The organism is Paracoccus salsus (genome assembly GCF_021556615.1).
Classification (GTDB): Bacteria; Pseudomonadota; Alphaproteobacteria; order Rhodobacterales; family Rhodobacteraceae; genus Paracoccus; species Paracoccus salsus.
This window is the reverse complement of sequence record NZ_JAKGGD010000002.1, coordinates 39,572-56,712: the sequence shown is the minus strand read 5'-3', so window position 1 is coordinate 56,712 and position 17,141 is coordinate 39,572. Positions and strand designations below refer to the sequence as shown.

The window sequence follows — 17,141 nt, the reverse complement described above, 5'->3', positions numbered from 1 at the left end:
GGGCACAAGGTGATTCGGATTGACGATGGCAGACGACGGCACAGCAGTCGCGAAACAGCAAGACGGGCAGGACGGACCGGATGGGGGCGTGCTGCGCCGCCTGCTTGCCGCGCGCAGTCAGGCAGCGTCGGGGGCGGGGCGCGCGCCGCAACTTCCCCAACCGGCAGCTCCGACCGCGTCGCGGGCCGCCGCCACGGCGATCGGTCGCGCCGCGGACCGGCTGTATCATCTCGGCGTGCAGCCGATCTCGGTGACACCCGGGGCGCTCACGCTGGCCGAACTGCCTGAACTGCTGCCGGCGCCGGCCTTGCTGGCGATCCTGCAGGGTCCGGGCGATCTGGTCGGCGCGATGGCGCTGTGCCCCGAGACGGTCACCGCACTGATCGAGGTCCAGACGCTTGGCCGCATCACCGCGCGAACGGCGGAACCGCGTCGGCCGACGCGAAGCGATGCGATGATGTGCGCTGACTTCATCAACGCGCTGATGGCCGAACTGGCGACCGAAATGCTCGACGTCGAAGGTTTCGCGGGGATCAAGGGCTATCGCTATGCCAGCTACCTGGATGATCCGCGGCCCTTGTCGCTGATGCTGGAGGACAAGCCTTATCGCAGCATCACGTTCAATGTGCGGCTGGGCGGGGCAGAAACGCGCGACACGACCATCTTTCTGGCGTTGCCGACCCGTGGTGAGGGCAAGCAGAAACCGGCACCTTCAGTGCCTGCGTCGTCGGTCGTGGCTGCAGGTGAGGACCCACAGGCCAAAAGCAGAACTGCGGCAGGGCCGGGCTCAGCCGGCGCGAAGCCCGTTGGCGCGCCGGCGGCATCGACGCTTCAGGCCCATGTCGCCGATGCCCCCGTCGAAATGGTCGGCGTATTGTGCCGGCGCAGGATGACACTGGGTGAATTGCGCGGTCTGGGCGAGGGCAAGCTGCTGCATCTGCCAAAGGTCAGCCTGACCCAATCCCGCCTGGAAACACGCGATGGTCAGCTTCTTGCGGTGGGCAAGTTCGGCGAAGCCGAAGGATGTCACGCAATCCGGCTCAGCGATCCGGGGGCGATCGCGGAAGCGCCTCTGTCCGAGCCGGCGCCGCAGGAGGGACGGAACGAGCCCCCGATCGCCGACTTGAACGGTCCCGATCCCTTCCGACGGGACGTGGCAACGGACAAGATGCCAGCGCGGGAAGTCGCGCCCGATGCCGCTTCCGCGCCGTCAAAAGCGGTCGGCGGCGCCTGACGCGCGCTTTTCCCTTGAAATCGGCGCATCTTGGTCGCATCTAACGTCCGTCCCGAATCCTGCGGGGCGATTGCAACGGAGTGACCATGGCCAAGGAAGAAATGCTCGAATTCCCCGGCGTCGTGAAGGAACTCCTGCCGAATGCGACGTTCAGGGTCGAGCTGGAAAACGGCCATGAGATCATCGCGCATATGGCAGGCAAGATGCGCAAGAACCGCATCCGGGTTCTGGCTGGCGACAAGGTGCAGGTCGAGATGAACACCTACGACCTGACCAAGGGACGTATCAATTATCGTTTCAAATGATCCGGCGCCCTCAGCGCCGCATCTCGGCGTGACGGCAAGCAGTCCTCCACCCTTGCTGGTGCTGGGTTCCGCCAGCCCGCGCAGGCTGGAACTTCTGGCACAGATCGGCATCGTGCCGGCCGCGCTGCGGCCTGCCGATATCGACGAGACGCCCCGCAAGGCCGAAACACCGCGCGATTATGTCCGCCGCATGGCGGTGGACAAGGCCAAGGCGGTCCACGTGGCTGATGGCGAGGCCCTGCTGACGGCCGACACGACCGTTGCGGTGGGTCGTCGGATCCTGGGAAAGCCCCGGGATCGGCTCGAGGCCGCGCAATTCATGCGGCTCATGTCGGGCCGGCGTCACCTTGTCCTGACGGCGGTGGCACTGCGCCATGACGGCCGGACACGGCACAGGCTTGTCCAGACGAAGGTGAGGATGCGCCCCTTGTCAGAGGCGGAATTGCAGCGCTATCTTGACGCCGGCGACTGGCAAGGCAAGGCTGGAGGCTATGCGATCCAGGGTGCCGCCGCAGCCTATATACCGTGGATCCAGGGGTCGTTCTCCGCGGTAGTCGGACTTCCCCTGTCCGAAACCGCCGCGATGCTGGCTGCGGTCGGGCTTCATGGCCAGCATGAGGGAGGCGTCGCATGAAGGGTCGTCAGATTGTCCTTGGCCATTTGTTTGATGCCCGGGCCGCGGCGCTTGTGATCGATGGCGCACTGGTCGATCTGATCGTCGATTCCAGTGCGCTTGCACCCCTGGCGCCGGGGGCGATCTGCCGCGGGGTGACCGATCGCCTGATGAAGGGGCAGGGTGGCGTGTTTGTGCGCCTTCCCGACGGCGAACGCGGCTTTCTGCGGGACCGGACCGGCCTGCGCGAGGGCCAGCCGATCCTGGTGCAGATTGCCGGCGTCGCCGAGGCGGGAAAGGCGATACCGCTGTCATCACGGCTTCTGTTCCGGGGCCGCTACGGCCTCGTGACGCCGGGTGTTCCCGGAGTGAACGTCTCGCGCCGGATCCGCGATTCCGAACGGCGCGCAGCATTGGATGAGATTGGCCGGACGGCGCTTGACGGGCGCGACCATGGCTTGATCCTGCGTAGCGCCTCGGCGTTCGCCGGTGCCGAGGCCATTGCGGCCGAGCTGGGGCCGCTGATCGAACTTGCCGACCGGATCATGGCTGAAACCACGGGCGAGCCCGAGCTTCTTCTGGACGCCCCCGATCCGTGGGAGCAATCCTGGCTGGATTGGGCAGAGCCCGAGCCCGACGCGATCGAGGAGGGCGAGGACAGCTTTGAGCGCTGCGGTGTCAGCGATGCGGTGGACGCGCTTCTGTCGCCGCGCATCGATCTGCCGGCAGGTGCCAGCGCTTGTATCGAAAACACCCGCGCGCTGACCGCGATCGACGTGAACACGGGGCGCGATGTTTCGCCCGCCGCCGCGCTGAAGGCCAATATCGCATTGGCCCGCGACCTGCCCCGGCAGTTGCGATTGCGCGGCTTCGGTGGCCAGGTCGTGGTTGATTTCGCGCCGATGCCCAAGCGTGATCGCGCCACGCTGGATCAGGTGCTGCGCGCCGCTTTCAAGGGTGACGGCACCGAGACGACCTTGATTGGCTGGACCGCCATGGGCCTGTACGAGATCAGCCGCAAGCGCGATCGCATACCGCTGCTGCGTCTGCGGAATGCCGGGGGGGCGTGATGGCGGCCTGTCCGATCTGCGGCAAGGAGAGTGTGTCCGATTACCGACCTTTCTGTTCGAAACGCTGCGCCGATGTCGATCTGGCACACTGGCTGCGCGGAGACTATGTCATCCCCGGCCCGCCGCTGGACGACATCGCCTCGGATGAGGACAAGGGCGAGTGAAGAATCGGTTTTTGGGTCTGGACACGTCGCGCCGCCGCCCGTAGAAACCACCGCACAGCCAGCGCCTGACCGGCGCGTCCGGCGCCCGGATAGCTCAGTTGGTAGAGCAGCGGATTGAAAATCCGCGTGTCGGCGGTTCAAATCCGTCTCCGGGCACCACTTACAAGCCATTGAAAATGAAAAATTTACGTGCAGGGCGCCTGGTTGATCCCGCGCTTGGCTCTGTTTCGGACGCATCTGGGCTACTTCTGGGCTACAGTACGCGCCCGCTTCTGTCACGATGTGGACCTGATCTTCGCCCGATGCCTTTGGTCAGACCGCTGTTGACGGAAGCGGACCCAAGATCTCCAGGATCCAGCTTTGGTCGACACAGTCTAGCACCCCAACCGATCATTGGCTCAATGGACTGGCTCGGACCGGGTTGCGGAGCTGACCGGGTGTTTCACCCGAGACGATGATATTGCTGCCGATTGATTGACCGAAGTATCTGGTTCCATCTCCACATTCAGGACAGTCGAGGAGGGCGCAGCCCGCCATGGCGTGCCGACCGATACGGTTTGCCGTTGGAAACGCGAGGGCGGGTTTCGAAAGTCGGTTCGTGCCGGTCCCGGAGCGACCGGGCGGCGGCAGAACGATCTCGTGGCATTTGACGAAACGCTGCAGGCTTGCTTTGCCACTGACGCGCGGCTGCTGACCCAGACAGCCATGAACTCCGAGGATCATGGCGACGTTTGGGGATCACTACCCAGTTCGAAAGGCGGCCAGCCTCCTGTCCGCAGATAACGTGACCTCGCGGTTGCGTCTCTTTCGGAACCGGCTGCATGACGCCGGACGCGAACGTCCCCGGCCGGCGCTTCGTCGTGCTGCCGGCTGGGGGCTTCGCGCGGGGCGAGGCTTCAGGCCTGTCTTGCGCCCGAGGCAGGTTTCACGATCCCAGGTTTCACGAATTTCGAGGGCGATCACGCAGGGCGACGACCTGTGACGGGGGGGCGAGAACGGGGCAGTTCAGGCACGTATCCCCGCTTCGGGGCAGGGTCCGGGCGACCGGCGTGTTCGGAATGCGCGAGGCCGGCGATGTCCGCCTGAACCAGTCCATGACGCGATCGGATAGAGAGACCACGGCCGCATCGGACGGCGGTTGATGTCGGCGCATCGGGCCCGGTTTGGCCGGCATATCCGCAGCCCGCCCGTCAGGCGGGCACACAGGATCCCCCGCCAGGCCAGGACGGGCCTGGCGATGCGAACCGCGCTCAGCGATTTGGCCAGAGGGCGGCGTGACGATTGACGTCCTTGTAGAGAAGGTAGCGGAACGGACCGGGACCGCCCGCATAACACGCTTGCGGGCAAAATGCGCGCAGCCACATGAAGTCTCCGGGCCCCACCTCGACCCAGTCGCGGTTGAGGCGGTAGACGGCCTTTCCTTCCAGCACGAACAGGCCGTGCTCCATCACATGGGTTTCGGCAAAGGGGATCGATCCGCCCGGTTTGAAGGTCACGACGGTGATGTGCATGTCGTGGCGCAGATCTGCGGGATTCATGAAGCGCGTCGTCGCCCAGGCGCCGTCGGTGTCGGGCATGGGCGAGGGCGAGATGTCCTGTTCCTGGGCGACGATGGGATCGGGGCGGCTGACGCCCTTGACCGGTTGCCACCGCTTGCGCCACCAGTGAAAGCCGGCCTCGCCCGGCGTCACGTTCCGCAGCGACCATTCGATGCCGGGCGGAACATAGGCGAAGCCGCCGGGCGTCAGGCTGTGATCGGTGCCGTCGATGGTCACGCGCAGCGTGCCGCCGGTAACGAACATGGCGTGTTCGATCTCGGGATCCTCGTCCGGGGTGTCGCAGCCCCCACCTTCCGCCAGTTCGACGATATACTGGCTGAAGGTCTCGGCGAAGCCGGACAGGGGGCGGGCCAGCATCCACATCCGCATGCCCTCCCAGCCGGGCAGGTAAGAGGTGACGATGTCGCGCATGACGGTTCGGGGCACGACGGCGTAGGCTTCGGTGAACACCGCCGTGTCGGTGGTCAGGCCGGTCTGCGGCGGCAGGCCCGCGACCGGACCGGCATAGCGGCCGGTGGTCGATTGGCCATCCCTGACGGTGGCGACATCGCCGGTCGGGGCACCGGCGGGGGGCAGGTCGTTCATTTGAGCACCTCATTCAGGCGAAGTTCGGCGATCCGCATCACCTGGCGTTCGGCCTCGGCGCGCTCGGTGGCGGTGTCGTTCTCGACGCGAGCCTGCATGGCCGCGAGGATGCCGGCCTTGTCGTGATCGCGGACGGCGATAATGAAGGGAAAACCATGCTTGGCGGTATAGGCGTCGTTCAGCCGCGTGAACTCGGCCCGTTCGGCATCAGTCAGCGCGTCGAGGCCGGCACTGGCCTGTTCGTGCGTGCTTTCCGCCGTCAGCCTTTTCGCGGCGGCCAGCTTGCCGGCCAGATCGGGATGCGCCACCAGAATACCGAGCCGCTCGGCGTCGCTTGCGCTGCGAAAGACCTGCGCCATGCGCCCTGCCAGTCCGGCTGCGCTGTCATGGACGGCGCCCATCTCGGCGTCCCAGACCCGTTCGGCGATGAACGGCGAATGTTCATAGATGCCGCCGAACCGTTTGACGAACGCCTCGCGCTCCATCTGCGACGGCCGGTCGGTCGGGACATGGGGGTGATGCTGTGCCCAGTGGCGGGCGATGTCGAGTCGGCTGGCGAACCACACGCCCTCATGCGCGCGCGCATGATCCAGGAACCGCTGGATCGCCATCGCGCGGCCTGGGCGACCGGCGAGGCGGCAATGCAGTCCGACCGACATCATCTTCGGGGCGCCGGCCTGTCCTTCGGCATAAAGCATGTCGAAGCTGTCGCGCAGATAGTCGAAGAAGTCAGTGCCCGTGCCGAAGCCCTGTCCGCTGGAGAACCGCATGTCGTTGGCGTCCATCGTATAGGGCACCATCAGTTGCGGGCGCCCCTGATGGACATGCCAGTAGGGAAGCTCGTCCGCAATCGTGTCGGCCAGATAGGCAAAGCCGCCTTCCTCGCAGCCCAGCTCGACCGTGTTCATCGAGGTGCGGCCCTGGTAGAACCCGTAGGGCCGCTCTCCGGTCACGCGCGTGTGCAGTGCGATGGCCTGGGCGATATGCTCGGCCTCGACCTCACGCGGAATGTCGCGGTAGTCGATCCATTTCAGCCCGTGCGTGGCGATTTCCCAGCCAGCCTGCTGCATCGCGGCGACCTGTTCGGGGCAGCGCTCGAGCGCCGTCGCCACGCCATAGACCGTCACCGGGACGTCCTTCAGCAGCCGGTGCAGGCGCCAGAACCCCGAACGCGCGCCATAATCATAGATCGATTCCATGTTCCAATGCCGCTTGCCCGGCCAGGGCTGCGCGCCGATGATCTCGGACAGGAACGCCTCGGAGGCGGCGTCGCCATGCTCGATGCTGTTCTCGCCGCCTTCCTCGTAGTTCACGACGATCTGCACGGCGATCCTGGCGCCGCCGGGCCATTGCGGGTCGGGGGTCGTTTCGCCATATCCTCGCATGTCGCGGCTGTAGCGCATCGTGCCTGTCCTCCGGCGTGGCTGGTTCGGGAACAGAAGACCGCGTGCCGGCCTGCCCGGCAAGCCGGGAATAGCAGAATTCTGTATCAATGAATCGGCAAAGATCACCGGCGGTTTCAATTGCCCGTTGAAAGACTTCCGGCCTCTGCCTGATTGTTGCGATCGACCGGCCGCCGCTAACCTTCCCGCATGGCGGCCGAGGAGAGCCGCGCGGAGGAATTTCATGGAACGCTTCTTCAAGCTGTCCGACCATGGCAGCACGGTCCGGACCGAGGTCATCGCCGGCATCACCACCTTCCTGACGATGGCCTATATCATCTTCGTGAACCCGGAGATCCTGTCCAGCACCGGCATGGACCGCAACGCCGTCTTCGTCGCGACCTGCCTTGCCGCCGCCATCGGCTCGGCCATCATGGGGCTGTGGGCGAACTGGCCGATCGCCATGGCGCCGGGGATGGGGCTGAACGCGTTTTTCGCGTTCACCGTGGTCGGGGCGATGGGGTTTACCTGGCAACAGGCACTGGGCGCGGTGTTCATTTCGGGCGTGATCTTCCTGATCATGACGGTGACCGGCCTGCGGCGGTGGCTGATCGCCGGCATCCCGCATTCGATGCGCAGCGGAATCGCCGCGGGTATCGGCATGTTCCTTGCGATCATTGCCATGCAAAGCTCGGGCCTGGTGGTTGACAGCCCGGCCACGCTGATCGCGCTTGGCGATCTGACGGCAACGGGCACATTGCTGACCATCGCCGGCTTCTTCATCATCATCGCGCTGGACGCCATGAAGGTGACGGGGGCCATTCTGATCGGCATTCTGGTCGTCACAGTCGCCGCGATCCTTCTGGGGGTCAGCGAGTTCGGCGGTGTCATGTCCATGCCGCCCTCGATCGCGCCGACCTTCCTGCAGCTCGATCTGGCGCGTGCGCTGACCTACGGCATCTTCCAGGTGATCCTGGTCATGGTGCTGGTCGAGGTCTTCGATGCAACCGGCACATTGATCGGCGTCGCCAAGCGCGCCGGCCTGCTGACCGAAGGTCCGGCGCACAAGAACAAGGGCCTTGGCCGCGCCTTGCTGGCGGACTCGACCGCGATCACCGCGGGTTCGCTGCTGGGCACCTCGTCCACGACCGCCTATGTCGAAAGCGCGTCGGGTGTGCAGGCGGGCGGGCGCACCGGACTGACCGCGCTGGTCGTCGCCGTGCTGTTCCTGCTGGCGATGTTCTTTGCGCCGCTGGCCGGATCGGTTCCCGCCTACGCGACCGCGCCGGCGCTGCTGTATGTCGCCACGCTGATGCTTCGCGAAATGGCAGACATCGAATGGGGCGACGTGACCGAAAGCGCGCCGGCCGTGCTGACCGCGCTGGCCATGCCGTTCACCTATTCGATCGCCAATGGCCTGGCCTTCGGGTTCATCAGCTATGCACTGATCAAGCTGCTGACCGGCAAGGCACGGCAGGTGCATCTGGCCACGTGGATCGTCGCCGGCCTGTTCGTGATCAAGTTCGGCTTCCTTGGCGGGCATTGATGCGCGCAGGCGCCGACGCCTGACGACAGCCGCCGCGAGTGGCGGCCGTCGCCGTTCCTGCCCGTTCGGCCATCAGGCCCCCATCGCCTGCGACAGATCCTGGGCCGCCGCCGCGACCACGGCCCCCAGCGTCTTGACATGTTCATGTCCGATCCGATGGCTGGGGCCGCTGACGCTGATGCCGGCGACCGCTTCTCCCGTCAGGTCGAAGACCGGCGCGGCAATGCAGCGCATGCCGCGGGATTTTTCCTCGTCGTCGAAGGCGAAGCCGCGGTGACGGATGCGTGCAAGGTCCTCTTTCAGCGCCTCGGCAGTGGTCAGGGTCTTGTCGGTGAACCGCTTCAGCGGCGTGTGCTCGACCAGCGCGGCTAGCGTTTCGGGCCGTCCAAACGCCAGAAGCGCCTTGCCGATCCCCGAGCAATGCAGCGGCGATCTTGTGCCGGGCGGAAAGAAGGCGCGGATCGTTTCCTGTGTCTCGGCCTGGCTGACGAAAAGCACCGCGTCGCCATTCAGAATGCCAAGATTCGCCGTCTCTCCGGTATGTTCCATCAGCGCCCGCAGGATCGGGCGCGCGCGCTCGACGATACCCGATCGGCGCATGAAGGCGGATCCCAGCCGGAAGGTCGCAGGGCCGATATGCCAGCTCTGGGTGGCCGGGTCGCTTTCCGCGACACCGCGTGAGGCCAGCGTGTGCAGGACGCGATGCACGGTCGAGGGCGACTGCTCCATCCTCTCGGCCACTTCCGACAGCGTCAGGCCGGGATGGGCAGCCAGCAGGTCCAGAATGTCCAGTGCCCTGTCCAGCGCCTGAATGGTTCCGGCGTTTTCCGGTGCGCTGCGCGGACGCCCCCGCTTGCGTTGCGGCTCAGCCATTTTATCCCCCCGGTTAACAATGCATCCTGATTCCAGCGAAAATTGCTGGCTGCAAGTGGAAAAACACAAGCCCATGTTTCGACGCGGTTTTCCAGAGTCTGTCCGCTTATCGGAAAACGTTTCCAGAAAAATTGTGTCATTGTGTCGCGGGGCGTAATCTCGTCAATAACCCGCAGGAGGAGTCGCCATGACCAGCCAGAACCCCGTTTTCATCCCCGGCCCGACCAACATCCCCGAGGTGCTGCGCAAGGCCGTGGACATGCCTACTATCGACCATCGCAGCCCTGTCTTCGGCAAGATCCTTCATCCTGCGCTGGACGGCGTCAAGAAGGTGCTGAAGACCATCGACGGGCAGGTTTTCGTGTTCCCCTCGACCGGCACGGGCGGCTGGGAGACCGCGATTACCAACACGCTGTCGGCGGGCGACAAGGTTCTGGCCACGCGCAACGGCATGTTCAGCCAGCGCTGGATCGACATGTGCCAGCGTCACGGGCTGGATGTGCAGGTCGTCATGCAGGCATGGGGCGACGGCGTTCCGGCCGACCGTTTCGAGGAAATCCTGGCCGCCGACAAGGGACACGAGATCAAGGTCGTTCTGGCCACGCATAACGAGACCGCGACTGGGGTAAAATCGGACATCGGCGCCGTCCGTCGCGCGCTGGACGCCGCCGGCCACCCGGCGCTGCTGTTCGTGGACGGCGTCAGCTCGATCGCCTGCTACGATTTCCGCATGGACGAATGGGGCGTCGATATCGCCGTCACCGGCAGCCAGAAGGGCTTCATGTTGCCGCCCGGTCTGGCCATTGTCGGCTTCTCGCCGAAGGCGATGGCGGCGGTCGAGACCGCCAGCCTGCCGCGCACCTTCTTCGACATCCGCGACATGGCCAGGGGCTATGCCGCAAACGGTTTTCCCTACACGCCGCCGGTCGGCTTGCTGAACGGGCTGAATGTCGCCTGCCAGATGCTGCTGGACGAGGGGCTCGAGAACGTCTTTGCCCGTCACAAACGCATCGCCGAAGGCGTGCGCAAGGCGGTCGACGCCTGGGGCCTCAGCCTTTGCGCGCGGCGGCCAGAGCTGTATTCCGACAGCGTCAGCGCGATCCGGGTGCCCGAGGGTTTCGATGCCAACAGGATCGTCAGCCACGCGCTGAACACCTATGACGTGGCCTTCGGCACCGGGCTGGGCGATGTCGCCGGCAAGGTGTTCCGCATCGGGCATCTGGGCATGCTGACCGACGTGATGGCGCTGTCGGGGATCGCCACGGCGGAAATGGTCATGGCCGATCTGGGCCTGCCCGTCACGCTTGGCAGCGGTGTCGCCGCCGCGCAGGAACATTATCGCCAAAGCGCCGCCAGCGCCCAGCAGGCCGCCGCGTGATGAAGGGCACCCAGATGCAAATCCCGACCTACCAGGACATGCTGGACGCGCATAAGCGGATCAAGCCGCATATCCGGCGGACACCCATCCGCACCTCGGATTATCTCGATGATCTGACCGGCGCTCGGCTGTTCTTCAAATGCGAGAATTTCCAGGAGCCGGGGGCGTTCAAGGTTCGCGGCGCCAGCAATGCGGTCTTCGGGCTGGACGAGGCGCAGGCGGCCAGGGGCGTGGCGACGCATTCCTCGGGCAACCATGCGTCCTGCCTGTCCTATGCGGCCATGCGGCGCGGGATTCCCTGCAACGTGGTGATGCCGCGCACGGCCCCGCAAGCCAAGAAGGATACGGTCGCGCGCTATGGGGGCAAGATCACCGAATGCGATCCCTCGACCTCATCGCGCGAAGAGACCTTCGCCAGGGTGCAGGCCGAAACCGGCGGCGATTTCGTCCACCCCTACAATGATCCGCGCGTGATCGCGGGGCAGGGCACCTGTGCCAGGGAGTTCATCGAACAGACCGACGGGCTGGACATGGTCGTGGCCCCGATCGGCGGCGGCGGCATGATCTCGGGCACCTGCCTGACGCTGTCCACCCTGGCGCCCGAAACCAAAGTGATCGCGGCCGAACCCGAGCAGGCCGATGACGCCTATCGCAGCTTCAAGGCCGGTCACATCATCGCGGACGACGCCCCGAAAACCATCGCGGACGGGCTGCTGGTGCCGCTGAAGGATCTGACCTGGCATTTCGTCAGCAACCACGTGTCCGAGATCTATACCGCCACGGAACAGGACATCATCGACGCGATGAAACTGACCTGGAAGCATCTGCGCGTGGTGATGGAACCCAGCAGCGCCGTGCCTCTGGCCACGATCCTGAAGAACCGCGACGCATTCGCCGGCAAGCGCGTCGGCATCATCATCACCGGCGGCAATGTCGATCTCGACACGCTGCCCTGGACCTGAGGAGAGGCATCATGAACGCACCGACCACCTTTGAAGGGCTGGAAGTCGGCTTCGACGTGCCCGCGCTGCCGGGAATGGACGAAAAGGACATCCAGACCCCGTGCCTGATCCTCGACCTGGATGCGCTGGAACGCAACATCAGGAAAATGGGCGATTACGCCAGGGCCCACGGGATGCGCCATCGCAGCCACGGCAAGATGCACAAATCGGTCGATGTGCAGAAATTGCAGGAATCCCTGGGCGGCGCGGTCGGCGTCTGCTGTCAGAAGGTCAGCGAGGCCGAGGTCTTCGTGCGCGGCGGCATCAAGGACGTGCTCGTCAGCAACCAGGTCCGCGACCCGAAGAAGATCGACCGTCTGGCGCAATTGCCCAAACATGGCTCGCGCATCATCGTCTGCGTGGACGACGTGGCGAACGTGGCCGACCTGTCGGCGGCCGCCGAAAAGCACGGCACCCAGCTTGAGGTCTTCGTCGAAATCGACTGCGGCGCGGGTCGCTGCGGCGTCAAGACCGCCGAGGCGGTGGTCGAGATCGCCCGTGCCACCGATGCGGCGCCGGGGCTGAAATTCACCGGAATCCAGGCCTATCAGGGCGCCATGCAGCACATGGACAGCTATGAGGACCGCAAGGCAAAACTCGACGCGGCCATCGCCCAGGTTCAAGAGGCCGTTGACGCGCTGAAAGAGGCCGGACTGGAGCCGGAACTGGTTTCGGGCGGTGGCACCGGCAGCTACTATTTCGAAAGCAATTCGGGCGTTTACAACGAATTGCAGTGCGGCAGCTACGCTTTCATGGACGCCGATTACGGGCGCATCCTGGACAAGGACGGCAACCGTATCGACCAGGGCGAATGGGAAAACGCGCTGTTCATCCTGACCTCGGTCATGAGCCACGCGAAAGCCGACAAGGCGATTTGCGACGCCGGCCTCAAGGCGCAGTCGGTCGATAGCGGCCTGCCGTTCATCCATGGCCGCGAGGACGTGAAATACGTCAAGTGCAGCGACGAGCATGGCGTCATCGACGACCCGCAGGGCGTGCTGAAGGTGAATGACAAGCTGCGGCTGGTGCCGGGTCATTGCGACCCGACCTGCAATGTCCATGACTGGTATGTCGGCGTGCGGAACGGCAAGGTCGAAACGCTGTGGCCGGTCAGCGCGCGCGGGAAGGCCTACTGATGTGGGTCGTTCCCGAGACGGAAATCGCCGGGCTTATGACGCCCGAGGCGGCATTCGATGCGGTCGAGGCGGTCTTTGCCTCGATGGCCAAGGGCGACGCCCGCAATTTCCCGGTGGTCCGTGAGGCGATCGGATACGAGGATGCGCTGTATGGCTTCAAGGGCGGTTTCGACAAGGCGGCGCTGAATCTGGGGCTGAAGGCGGGTGGCTACTGGCCGAACAACCAGAAGCACGGGCTGATCAATCACCAGTCCACGGTCTTCCTGTTCGATCCCGATACCGGGCGTCTCGCGGCAGCGGTCGGAGGCAACCTGCTGACGGCGTTGCGTACGGCCGCCGCCAGCGCCGTCTCGATCAGGCATCTGGCGCCCAGGGGCGCGAAGGTGCTGGGCATGATCGGCGCGGGGCATCAATCCGCCTTCCAGATGCGCGCCGCCGCGCGGCTGGGAGGCTTTGAAAAGGTCATCGGCTGGAACCCGCATCCCGAGATGCTGACCCGCCTGGCCGAGACCGCCGCCGATCTGGACCTGCCCTTCGAGGCGGTCGAACTGGACCGGCTGGGGGCCGATGCCGACGTGATCATCTCGATCACCTCGGCGTTCTCGCCGCTGCTCATGGACGGGCATGTGACCGGTCGGACCCATATCGCCGCGATGGGCACCGACACCAGAGGCAAGCAGGAACTTGACCCGGCGCTGGTCGGACGTGCCCGGCTTTTCACCGATGAGGTTGCCCAATCGGTCAGCATCGGTGAATTCCAGCATGCCGCGGCGCAGAAAGCGATTTCCGAAAGCGATGTCATCGCGATAGGCCGGGTTATCATCGGCGATCACGAGGGACGCGGCGATGCGGAAGTCACGATTTTTGACGGCACGGGCGTCGGTCTTCAGGACCTCGCCGTGGCCGGCAGCGTCGTTCAGCGGGCAATCGAGGCGGGAATCGCAATCGATGTGCCGATCTGAGCGATGCCTGCGGGCGCATATCACCAAGGGGAGGATAGGGTGATGACTTCTTCAAGCATCGGCACGCCGGAACAACTGCGTGATCCCGATTACATGCCGCCGCTGTGGAAGGCGGTGCCGCTGGGGATCCAGCATGTTCTGGCCATGTTCGTGTCCAATGTGACGCCGGCCATCATCGTTGCGGGTGCGGCCGGATTCGGCTTCGGGTCAAACAGCCCTGATTTCCCGGAACTGCTGTATCTGATCCAGATGTCGATGCTTTTTGCAGGCGTCGCGACGCTTTTCCAGTCGCTGACCATCGGTCCGGTTGGCGCCAAGCTGCCGATCGTGCAGGGCACCTCGTTCGCCTTCATCCCGATCATGATCCCGCTGGTTGCGGGCAAGGGTGTCGATGGCCTGGCCGCGCTGTTCGCGGGCGTGCTGATCGGGGGCATCTTCCACGCCGCGCTGGGGACGGTGATCGGCAAGATCCGCTTCGCCCTGCCGCCGCTGGTCACCGGGCTTGTGGTGATGATGATCGGCCTGGCGCTGGTCAAGGTGGGCATCGAATATGCGGCGGGCGGCGTGCCGCTGAAGGCGCAGGGCTCGGCCGCCTATGGTGATCTTGCCAGCTGGTCGGCGGCGCTTGTGGTGATCTTCGTGACGCTGGGGCTGAAATTCTTTGCGCGCGGCATGCTGTCCATCTCGGCGGTGCTGATCGGCATCCTGGTCGGCTATTTCTACTGCATGGCGGTCGGAAAGCTGCCGGTCGCGGCGATCACCGGCAGCTGGGAGAATGCCGCGGCGTTCGCCCTGCCCGTGCCCTTCAAATACGGGTTCGAGTTTACCATGGCGGCCGTGATCGGCTTCTGCCTGATGGCCTTCGTGTCGGCGGTCGAGACGGTCGGCGACGTGTCGGGGATCACCAAGGGCGGCGCTGGCCGCGAGGCGACCGACAAGGAGATCACCGGGGCGACCTATGCCGACGGGGTCGGCACGGCCATCGCCGGTGTCTTTGGGGGTCTGCCCAACACATCGTTCAGCCAGAATGTCGGGCTGATCGCCATGACCGGGGTGATGAGCCGTCACGTCGTCACGATCGGCGCCGCCTTCCTAATCGTCTGCGGCCTCGTGCCGAAGATCGGCGGTGTCATCCTCACCATACCGATCGAGGTCCTGGGCGGCGGTGTCATCGTGATGTTCGGCATGGTCGTGGCTTCTGGCATCTCGATGCTGTCGGACGTGATCTGGAACCGGCGCAACATGGTCATCTTCGCGGTCGCGCTGTCGGTCGGGCTGGGCCTTCAGCTTGAGGCGATGGGCACCGGGGCGGGCCAACCCGACGCGTTGCAGCATCTGCCCGATACGCTGCGCATCCTGGGTGCGTCGGGCATCCTGCCGGCGGCGCTGATCGCCATCATCCTGAACCTGGTGCTGCCCGAAGCACTGGCCGAGGAATCGACCGAGGAAGTCTCGGGCGGGCTTCAGGGGCACGGCGCGGGATTGCGGGAAGGCGGAACCCGGCATTGATGCGGCCTGCGTGGCGATCACGACATGAAAGGGGGGGGGGGCAGCGCGGCTGCCCCCTTTGGCATTCCGCGGTGACAGGGCCGATTATACACCACCGCTTGAGACTGCCTTGCGATCCGCGCCTCTCGCGTGCGCGCGAGGATCGGTTATCAATGAAACAGGGATAATCAGGAGGGATCGAGGATGCCAGGATACCTGACGACACATGTTCTGGACACCGCGCGTGGGCGACCTGCCGAAGGCATGGAGGTGGTGCTTTTCAGGTTGCACGAGGGCCAGCGGACCGAGCTTGCGCGACTGCGCACCAACGCGGACGGCCGCACGGACCGGCAGATCCTGCCCGAGGCAGAGTTCCGGACCGGCACCTACGAGCTGGAATTCCACGCCGGCGCCTGGATGGACGCCAGCGGCGTGCCGGCCGAGAGCCCGCGTTTCCTCGACATCATCCCGATCCGCTTCGGCATGTCGCAGCAGGACCATTATCACGTGCCGCTGCTGATCTCGCCGTTCGGATTCTCGACCTATCGCGGGAGTTGAGCGATGATCCCCGATTATGTCGTCATCTGGGAATGGCTGGCCTTTGCAACCCGCTGGCTGCATGTCATCACCGCCATCGCCTGGATCGGCTCGTCCTTCTATTTCGTCGCGCTGGATCTGGGCCTGACCAAGGCTCCGAACATGCCCATGGGCGCGCATGGCGAGGAATGGCAGGTCCATGGTGGCGGCTTCTATCACATCCAGAAATATCTGGTCGCGCCCGAGCGCATGCCCGAGCACCTGACCTGGTTCAAATGGGAAAGCTATGCCACCTGGCTGTCGGGCGCCGCGCTGCTGATGGTCACCTACTGGGCGGGCGCGAATCTCTATCTGATCGATCCGGCCAAGATGGATCTGGCCATCTGGCAGGCGATCGTCATTTCGGGCGGTTCGCTGGCGATCGGCTGGCTGATCTATGACACGCTGTGCAAGTCCGGGCTGGGCGAGACGCCGACCGTCCTGATGCTGCTGCTGTTCGTGGCGCTGGTCATCATGGGCTGGGGCTATGACCAGGTCTTCACCGGCCGTGCCGCGCTGCTGCATCTGGGTGCCTTCACCGCGACGATCATGACCGCCAACGTGTTTCTGGTCATCATGCCCAACCAGCGCATCGTGGTCGCCGATCTCAAGGCCGGACGCGCGCCGGATCCGAAATACGGCAAGATCGCCAAGCTGCGCTCGACGCATAACAACTACCTGACCCTGCCGGTCGTGTTCCTGATGCTGTCGAACCATTACCCGCTGGCCTTCGCCAGCGAATACAACTGGCTGATCGCCGCGCTGATCTTCCTGATGGGGGTCACCATCCGGCATTTCTTCAACACCATGCATGCCCGCGAGGGGAATCTGTGGTGGACCTGGGCGGTGACCACCGTGCTGTTCATCCTGATCATGTGGCTCAGTTCGATGGGTCTCAACCAGGACCGCTATGAAGAGGCCGAGGCCCGCACGCTGTCGCCGGTGGAACAGCGCTATGCCGATGCCGTGGGTTTCGAGGATGTCAGCGACGTCATCATGGGCCGCTGTTCGATGTGCCATGCGCGCGAACCCGTCTATGAGGGCATCCATCACGCACCGAAAGGGGTCTTTCTCGAAACCCCCGCCGACATCGCCCGCGCCGCGCGCGAGATCTATGTCCAGTCGGGGCTGACCGACGCCATGCCGCCCGCCAATGTCAGCTTCATGGAGGACGAGGAACGCGCCCGCGTCATCCGCTGGTTCCGGCAGGCGGGCGGCGCCGATCTGGCCGGCATGTAACCGCCAGCCACGATTCTTTTTGCTTAACGC

Annotated in this window: 16 protein-coding genes and 1 tRNA gene; 14 read left to right on the top strand and 3 right to left on the bottom strand. The window is 64.9% G+C overall.

The annotated features are described in order from the left end of the window. Positions 1 to 25: 25 nt before the first annotated feature. The 6 genes from L1965_RS03595 to L1965_RS03570 all read left to right on the top strand — a co-directional run bounded on the left by L1965_RS03595 (position 26) and on the right by L1965_RS03570 (position 3,545). Complete coding sequence (locus L1965_RS03595; RefSeq protein ID WP_235755589.1) at positions 26 to 1,234, top strand: FliM/FliN family flagellar motor switch protein; 1,209 nt, start codon at positions 26 to 28, stop codon at positions 1,232 to 1,234. 86 nt (positions 1,235 to 1,320) lie between these two features. Then, positions 1,321 to 1,539 carry a translation initiation factor IF-1 gene (gene infA / locus L1965_RS03590; RefSeq protein ID WP_010397442.1) on the top strand — a complete coding sequence of 73 codons (219 nt, stop codon included), beginning with the start codon at positions 1,321 to 1,323 and terminating at the stop codon, positions 1,537 to 1,539. Positions 1,540 to 1,567: 28 nt separating this feature from the next. Next, positions 1,568 to 2,173: a Maf family protein gene (locus L1965_RS03585; RefSeq protein WP_235755046.1), complete on the top strand. Its 606-nt coding sequence runs from the start codon at positions 1,568 to 1,570 to the stop codon at positions 2,171 to 2,173. Then, positions 2,170 to 3,222, top strand: coding sequence for a ribonuclease E/G (locus tag L1965_RS03580; protein WP_235755045.1), 1,053 nt, complete (start codon positions 2,170 to 2,172; stop codon positions 3,220 to 3,222). Before L1965_RS03585 ends, L1965_RS03580 begins: the two co-directional genes overlap by 4 nt. Beyond that, entirely contained in the window at positions 3,222 to 3,386 is a 165-nt protein-coding gene (locus L1965_RS03575) for a DNA gyrase inhibitor YacG (RefSeq protein ID WP_235755044.1), read from the top strand. The genes L1965_RS03580 and L1965_RS03575 overlap by 1 nt, the downstream gene beginning before the upstream one ends. Positions 3,387 to 3,469: 83 nt before the next feature. Beyond that, a tRNA-Phe gene (locus L1965_RS03570) sits at positions 3,470 to 3,545 on the top strand. A gap of 1,091 nt (positions 3,546 to 4,636) precedes the next feature. Here the strand turns inward: L1965_RS03570 and L1965_RS03565 are convergent. Both L1965_RS03565 and puuE read right to left on the bottom strand, forming a co-directional pair. Beyond that, complete coding sequence (locus L1965_RS03565; RefSeq protein WP_235755043.1) at positions 4,637 to 5,530, bottom strand: bifunctional allantoicase/(S)-ureidoglycine aminohydrolase; 894 nt, start codon at positions 5,528 to 5,530, stop codon at positions 4,637 to 4,639. Further along, positions 5,527 to 6,933 (bottom strand): allantoinase PuuE, encoded by a 1,407-nt coding sequence (gene puuE / locus L1965_RS03560; protein WP_235755042.1) that lies wholly within the window; start codon positions 6,931 to 6,933, stop codon positions 5,527 to 5,529. Before puuE ends, L1965_RS03565 begins: the two co-directional genes overlap by 4 nt. A 223-nt stretch (positions 6,934 to 7,156) precedes the next feature. On the opposite strand from puuE, the gene L1965_RS03555 reads away from it, so the two are divergent. Further along, positions 7,157 to 8,458: an NCS2 family permease gene (locus tag L1965_RS03555; protein WP_235755041.1), complete on the top strand. Its 1,302-nt coding sequence runs from the start codon at positions 7,157 to 7,159 to the stop codon at positions 8,456 to 8,458. A 72-nt stretch (positions 8,459 to 8,530) separates the two neighbouring features. Here the strand turns inward: L1965_RS03555 and bhcR are convergent, their stop codons facing one another. Beyond that, positions 8,531 to 9,331 carry an HTH-type transcriptional regulator BhcR gene (bhcR, locus tag L1965_RS03550; protein WP_235755040.1) on the bottom strand — a complete coding sequence of 267 codons (801 nt, stop codon included), beginning with the start codon at positions 9,329 to 9,331 and terminating at the stop codon, positions 8,531 to 8,533. 187 nt (positions 9,332 to 9,518) lie between these two features. Here bhcR and bhcA point away from each other — a divergent pair, with 187 nt between their 5' ends. The 7 genes from bhcA to L1965_RS03515 all read left to right on the top strand — a co-directional run bounded on the left by bhcA (position 9,519) and on the right by L1965_RS03515 (position 17,111). Continuing rightward, on the top strand, positions 9,519 to 10,709 hold the full coding sequence (bhcA, locus tag L1965_RS03545) for an L-aspartate--glyoxylate aminotransferase BhcA (RefSeq protein ID WP_235755039.1): 1,191 nt from the start codon (positions 9,519 to 9,521) through the stop codon (positions 10,707 to 10,709). Then, the gene (bhcB, locus tag L1965_RS03540; RefSeq protein ID WP_235755588.1) at positions 10,709 to 11,671 is read left to right on the top strand and encodes a beta-hydroxyaspartate dehydratase BhcB; all 963 of its coding nucleotides are present in this window, start codon (positions 10,709 to 10,711) and stop codon (positions 11,669 to 11,671) included. The genes bhcA and bhcB overlap by 1 nt, the downstream gene beginning before the upstream one ends. Positions 11,672 to 11,682: 11 nt before the next feature. Continuing rightward, complete coding sequence (bhcC, locus tag L1965_RS03535) at positions 11,683 to 12,846, top strand: 3-hydroxy-D-aspartate aldolase BhcC (protein ID WP_235755038.1); 1,164 nt, start codon at positions 11,683 to 11,685, stop codon at positions 12,844 to 12,846. Further along, positions 12,846 to 13,808, top strand: coding sequence for an iminosuccinate reductase BhcD (bhcD, locus tag L1965_RS03530; protein ID WP_235755037.1), 963 nt, complete (start codon positions 12,846 to 12,848; stop codon positions 13,806 to 13,808). The genes bhcC and bhcD overlap by 1 nt, the downstream gene beginning before the upstream one ends. Before the next feature lie 42 nt (positions 13,809 to 13,850). Beyond that, the gene (locus L1965_RS03525) at positions 13,851 to 15,317 is read left to right on the top strand and encodes a uracil-xanthine permease family protein (RefSeq protein WP_235755036.1); all 1,467 of its coding nucleotides are present in this window, start codon (positions 13,851 to 13,853) and stop codon (positions 15,315 to 15,317) included. Positions 15,318 to 15,500: 183 nt separating this feature from the next. Beyond that, positions 15,501 to 15,854, top strand: a complete 354-nt coding sequence (uraH, locus tag L1965_RS03520; protein ID WP_235755035.1) for a hydroxyisourate hydrolase — start codon at positions 15,501 to 15,503, stop codon at positions 15,852 to 15,854. A 3-nt stretch (positions 15,855 to 15,857) separates the two neighbouring features. Then, positions 15,858 to 17,111, top strand: coding sequence for a urate hydroxylase PuuD (locus L1965_RS03515; RefSeq protein WP_241865422.1), 1,254 nt, complete (start codon positions 15,858 to 15,860; stop codon positions 17,109 to 17,111). The last annotated feature ends 30 nt before the right edge of the window (positions 17,112 to 17,141 follow it).

Coding starts and splice junctions, on each gene's coding strand:
- L1965_RS03595 (WP_235755589.1), top strand. CDS start 26: ATGGCAGACGACGGCACAGCAGTCGCGAAACAGCAAGACGGGCAGGAC.
- infA (WP_010397442.1), top strand. CDS start 1,321: ATGGCCAAGGAAGAAATGCTCGAATTCCCCGGCGTCGTGAAGGAACTC.
- L1965_RS03580 (WP_235755045.1), top strand. CDS start 2,170: ATGAAGGGTCGTCAGATTGTCCTTGGCCATTTGTTTGATGCCCGGGCC.
- L1965_RS03575 (WP_235755044.1), top strand. CDS start 3,222: ATGGCGGCCTGTCCGATCTGCGGCAAGGAGAGTGTGTCCGATTACCGA.
- L1965_RS03565 (WP_235755043.1), bottom strand. CDS start 5,530: ATGAACGACCTGCCCCCCGCCGGTGCCCCGACCGGCGATGTCGCCACC.
- puuE (WP_235755042.1), bottom strand. CDS start 6,933: ATGCGCTACAGCCGCGACATGCGAGGATATGGCGAAACGACCCCCGAC.
- L1965_RS03555 (WP_235755041.1), top strand. CDS start 7,157: ATGGAACGCTTCTTCAAGCTGTCCGACCATGGCAGCACGGTCCGGACC.
- bhcR (WP_235755040.1), bottom strand. CDS start 9,331: ATGGCTGAGCCGCAACGCAAGCGGGGGCGTCCGCGCAGCGCACCGGAA.
- bhcA (WP_235755039.1), top strand. CDS start 9,519: ATGACCAGCCAGAACCCCGTTTTCATCCCCGGCCCGACCAACATCCCC.
- bhcB (WP_235755588.1), top strand. CDS start 10,709: ATGAAGGGCACCCAGATGCAAATCCCGACCTACCAGGACATGCTGGAC.
- bhcC (WP_235755038.1), top strand. CDS start 11,683: ATGAACGCACCGACCACCTTTGAAGGGCTGGAAGTCGGCTTCGACGTG.
- bhcD (WP_235755037.1), top strand. CDS start 12,846: ATGTGGGTCGTTCCCGAGACGGAAATCGCCGGGCTTATGACGCCCGAG.
- L1965_RS03525 (WP_235755036.1), top strand. CDS start 13,851: ATGACTTCTTCAAGCATCGGCACGCCGGAACAACTGCGTGATCCCGAT.
- uraH (WP_235755035.1), top strand. CDS start 15,501: ATGCCAGGATACCTGACGACACATGTTCTGGACACCGCGCGTGGGCGA.
- L1965_RS03515 (WP_241865422.1), top strand. CDS start 15,858: ATGATCCCCGATTATGTCGTCATCTGGGAATGGCTGGCCTTTGCAACC.